This window comes from Curtobacterium flaccumfaciens, assembly GCF_018598405.1.
GTDB lineage: Bacteria > Actinomycetota > Actinomycetes > Actinomycetales > Microbacteriaceae > Curtobacterium > Curtobacterium aurantiacum.
On the sequence record NZ_JAHEWS010000055.1, the window covers coordinates 1 to 4114 of the forward strand.

Sequence of the window (4114 nt, forward strand, 5' to 3'; positions counted from 1 at the left end):
CACCGGCCCCCGCCCGTGCAGCGCGTACTCCCCCACCATCCGCTCCTTGTAGGCCGCTGGGTTGTGCGACGCGACCACCCGCGCGTTCCGCCAGTGCCGGTCCAGCGCCCGAGTCCGGTCCGCGGCGGACGCCCCGCCGACCTCGAACAGCTCGGACGCCGACCGCAGCACCCGCGGCCCGATCTCGACCTGTGCCTGGTACACGGCGTTCTCCGCTGCGTCGAGCAGGGCACGGTCGACCCCGACGCCGGGCACGTTCGTGGCGACGACCGCGTCGAGCAGCCCCGCGGCGGCGGCGACGAGTGACCGGGCCGTGAACGCCCCGGCCGACAACCTGCCGAGCACCGCGAGCACCTGTGGGTCCTCCCCCGGGACCGCCGCGTTCGCGTGGATGTAGGTGCGGGTCCGCGGCCGCACGAAGGCCACGGCGTCGTCGGACACGGCCTGCCCGACCCCGGCGAGGACCGCCAGCAGGTACAGCTGGTAGAAGGCCTGGATGTGCGACAGCGGGGCGTCCCGGTACGCCGACACCACCGACGGGTCGACCGACACCCCGTCGAACACGGTGGTCCCGGACGCGGTCAACCGCTGCCCGAACCCGTCCCAGTCGTCGATGCTCGTCACCCCCGGCGCGGAGGCGTCGACGGCGAACGTCACGCGCTCCCCGTCGCGGTCCGCCGCCAGGTAGATCCAGTCCGCGTAGAGCGTGCCGGTCGAGTAGAACTTCCGCCCGTCGAGGCGGAGGGAATCACCGGCCCGCGTCACCGTCGTCGAGATGTCAGCCAGGGTCGTCCCGGTCCGCTCGGAGGTCGCGTTGCCGACGATCGCTCCGTCGACGATGCGCTGGAGCCACTCGTCCCGGCCAGCGGACGACGGCCGCAGCAGCACCAGTTCGGTGTACCCGAAGTGCCCCCGCCACAGGTGCGCGATGTTCGAGTCCGCCGCCGCCAGGTCCGCCACCAGGTGCGCGAGTTCGACCAGCGTCGCCCCGAACCCGCCGCGGTCCTCCGGCACGCGCAGCCGCCCGAACCCGGCGTCGGCGAGCGCCCGGACCTCGGCGTGCGGCAACGGCCGGTCCCCCGGCGTCCCCGACGCGAGCTCACGCTCGACCGCGCCGTCGCGGATGGTCGCGAACACAGGCGCGAAGCGTTCGCGCAGGGCCGTCAGACGGTCGGCCGGGAGGCCCGTCACGCGTCCGGTGGTCGTCGTCGCGTCCGTCATGCGGGCACCTCCACCGCGTTGGGTACCTCGGTCGCGCTCGCACCGCCGGAGAACGCCCCGCGCCACCGCCTGGCGGGGTGCGAGTCCGGCAGCTGTGCGTGGCCGAAGAGCTTCTCGCGCAGGGTCCCCTCGCGGTACTCGGACTGCATCAGCCCGCGCTCCTGCAGGGTCGGCGCGATGTGGTCGACGAACTCCTCGTACGAGCCGGGCAGCGTCCAGTTGATGACGTTGACGCCGTCGATGCCCACCCGCTGCCAGTCGGCGAGCTCGTCGGCGATCTGCTCCGGCGTGCCGACGACCCGGGCGCGGAGCTTCGCGGACAGCCGGGCCAGGTCGGCGATGGTCGGTTCTCGGTCCCCGGCGGCCTCGCGGAGCCACTGCAGGTGCGACTGCCCAGCCTGGGTACGGACCTCGGACAGCGGGGTGTCCGGGTCGAGGGGTTCGCCGGTGTCGGGGTCGAAGCCGAGGTTCGAGTGCACGAGGAACCCGTCGGCTGCCAGGTACTCGTCGATCTCCGCCTCCTTCGCCTTCGCCTCGGCCTCCGTGGAGCCGGTGACGAAGGTCAGGCCGAGGAAGAACGCGATGTCGTCCCGCTGCCGGCCAGCGGCCTCGGCCAGGTCGCGGGTCTCGCGGATGAGCTGTTCGGTGGCGTCCCGGTTCGAGGTCAGGATGAACTGGGCCTCGGCGTTCCGGGCGGCGAATGCCCGGCCGGCCGGCGACGAACCGGCCTGGAACAGCACCGGCGTCCGCTGCGGGCTCGGCGCGCTCAGGTGCGGGCCCTGCACGTCGTAGCGGGTGCCGTGGTGGTCGATGCGGTGCACCTTCTCGGGGTCGGCGTAACCGCGCACCGGGTCCTTCAGCACGGCGCCGTCCTCCCACGAGCCCTCCCAGAGCTTCGCGCAGACCTCGAGGTACTCCTCGGCCCAGACGTAGCGCTCGTCGTGCTCCTCGAGCCGGTCGGCGCCGAAGTTCCGGGCGGCGCTGTCGAGGGCGCTCGTGACGACGTTCCAGCCGATGCGACCCCGGGTGATGTGGTCGAGCGTCGAGACCTTGCGGGCGAAGTCGAACGGGTGCGCCTGGATGACGCTCGAGGTGAAGGCCAGCCCGAGGTGCTCGGTGGACACGGCGAGCGCGGAGAGCAGCACGGAGGGGTCGTTCGAGGGGATCTGGAGTCCCTCGCGCAGGTTGGTCGCGTAGTCGCCGCGACCGGGGCCGTACGTGCCGACGACGTCCGCGAAGAACATCGCGTCGAACTTGCCGCGCTCGAGCGTCCTCGCCAGGTCGGTCCACAGCGTCACGTCGTCGAAGTTGGCCTGCCGGGCCTCCGGGTGTCGCCAGAGGCCGTGCTGGATGTGCGACGTCGTGTTCATGACGAAGGCCGCGAAGCGCAGCGGGCGGTTCGGTGCATCGCTCATGCGTCCCATCGTGGTCGGCGGGCGCCGCCCGCCGACAGTGAGGTGACCTTGCGTTACGCGCGGTGTTCCCCGAGGCCCTGGCGGCGACCATGCTCCTGAGGCATGCCGAGCCAGACCACCGTCACCGCGCCTCCAGGCCGTCCCGCCGCACCGTCGACCACCGCGACCCGTCGTCGGGTCGCCCTCGCGTCGTTCGTCGGGACGACCGTCGAGTACTACGACTTCTACCTCTACGCGACGGCCTCGGCGCTGGTGTTCGCGCCGACGTTCTTCCCGTCCGTGACGCCGGCCGTCGGGGTCATCGCGTCGTTCGCGACCTACGGCGTCGGGTTCGTGGCGCGGCCGCTCGGCGGTGTGATCGCCGGCCACCTGGGTGACCGGATCGGGCGGAAGAAGCTGCTCGTCGCGTCGCTGGTGCTGATGGGCATCGCGTCCACGCTGATCGGGGTGATCCCGTCCGCCGCGACCATCGGGGTCGGCGCCGTCGTGGCGCTGGTGTTCCTGCGGCTGCTGCAGGGCGTCGCGGCCGGTGCGGAGTGGGGCGGTTCGGCGCTGCTGTCCGTCGAGCACGCGCCGGAGCGGCACCGGGGGCTGTTCGGGGCGTTCACGCAGATGGGGTCGGCCGGTGGGATGCTCCTGGCGACCGGGGTCTTCACGCTCGTGCGGTCGTTGCTCGGCACCGAGGCGTTCCTTGCCTGGGGCTGGCGGTTGCCGTTCCTGTTCTCCGCGGTGATCGTGGCGGTCGGGCTCGTGATCCGGCTCGGCGTGCAGGACGCCCCGGTGTTCCAGGAGCTGCGGGACTCCGGCCGGGTCGAGCGGTTCCCGGTGTGGCAGGCCATCCGGCAGCACCCGCGGTCGATCCTGGTGACCGCGGGCCTGCGCCTCGTGCAGCCGGCGCTGTACTCGATCCTGACGACGTACTCGCTGACCTACCTCGGGAACGTGCGCGGCCCTGCGGGCTCGGACGCCGGGCTGCAGGCCGTGCTCGTGATCTCGGCGGTGTCGCTCGTGTCGACGCCGTTCTGGGGGTGGCTGTCGGACCGGGTCGGGCGGCGGGTGCTGACGATCTGGTCGGCGGTGGGCATCGCCGTGCTCATCTGGCCGTTCTTCGCGTTCCTCGACGCCGGGCCGCTCGTGCTGCTGCCGTTCGTGGCGCTGATCGGGATGTGCGTGTTCCACGACAGCATCTACGGGCCGCAGGCGGCGTGGTTCGCGGAGCAGTTCCCGACCGGGAGGCGGTACTCGGGGATGTCGCTCGGGTACCAGATCGGGTCGATCTTCTCGGTCGGGCTGACACCGCTGCTGGCCGCGGTCTTCGTGCAGCTCGGGGGCGGTTCGCCGTGGATCCTGTGCGGGTACCTCGGGGTGTACGCGGTGCTGACGATCGTGGCGGCGGTGTTCGCGGTGGCGATGGAGTCGCGCGGGTTCGGCGCTCCCGGGCGGCGGACGTGGGCGCGGGGGGCTCGCTTCGCGTGGCC

General features: G+C 72.5%; 3 protein-coding genes. 1 reads left to right on the top strand and 2 read right to left on the bottom strand.

Features of this window, described 5'->3' with window-relative positions; all coding sequences use genetic code 11:
• Together KK097_RS17705 and KK097_RS17710 are read right to left on the bottom strand one after the other, a co-directional pair.
• Positions 1-1221, bottom strand: a 1221-nt coding sequence (locus tag KK097_RS17705; RefSeq protein WP_214545621.1) for an acyl-CoA dehydrogenase family protein, incomplete at its 3' end; no start/stop codon positions are given.
• Positions 1218-2636, bottom strand: a complete 1419-nt coding sequence (locus tag KK097_RS17710) for an LLM class flavin-dependent oxidoreductase (protein WP_214545622.1) — start codon at positions 2634-2636, stop codon at positions 1218-1220. The genes KK097_RS17705 and KK097_RS17710, both read right to left, overlap by 4 nt.
• A gap of 102 nt (positions 2637-2738) precedes the next feature.
• On the opposite strand from KK097_RS17710, the gene KK097_RS17715 reads away from it, so the two are divergent.
• Positions 2739-4114: MFS transporter (locus tag KK097_RS17715; protein WP_214545623.1), on the top strand; the 1376-nt coding region annotated here is incomplete at its 3' end.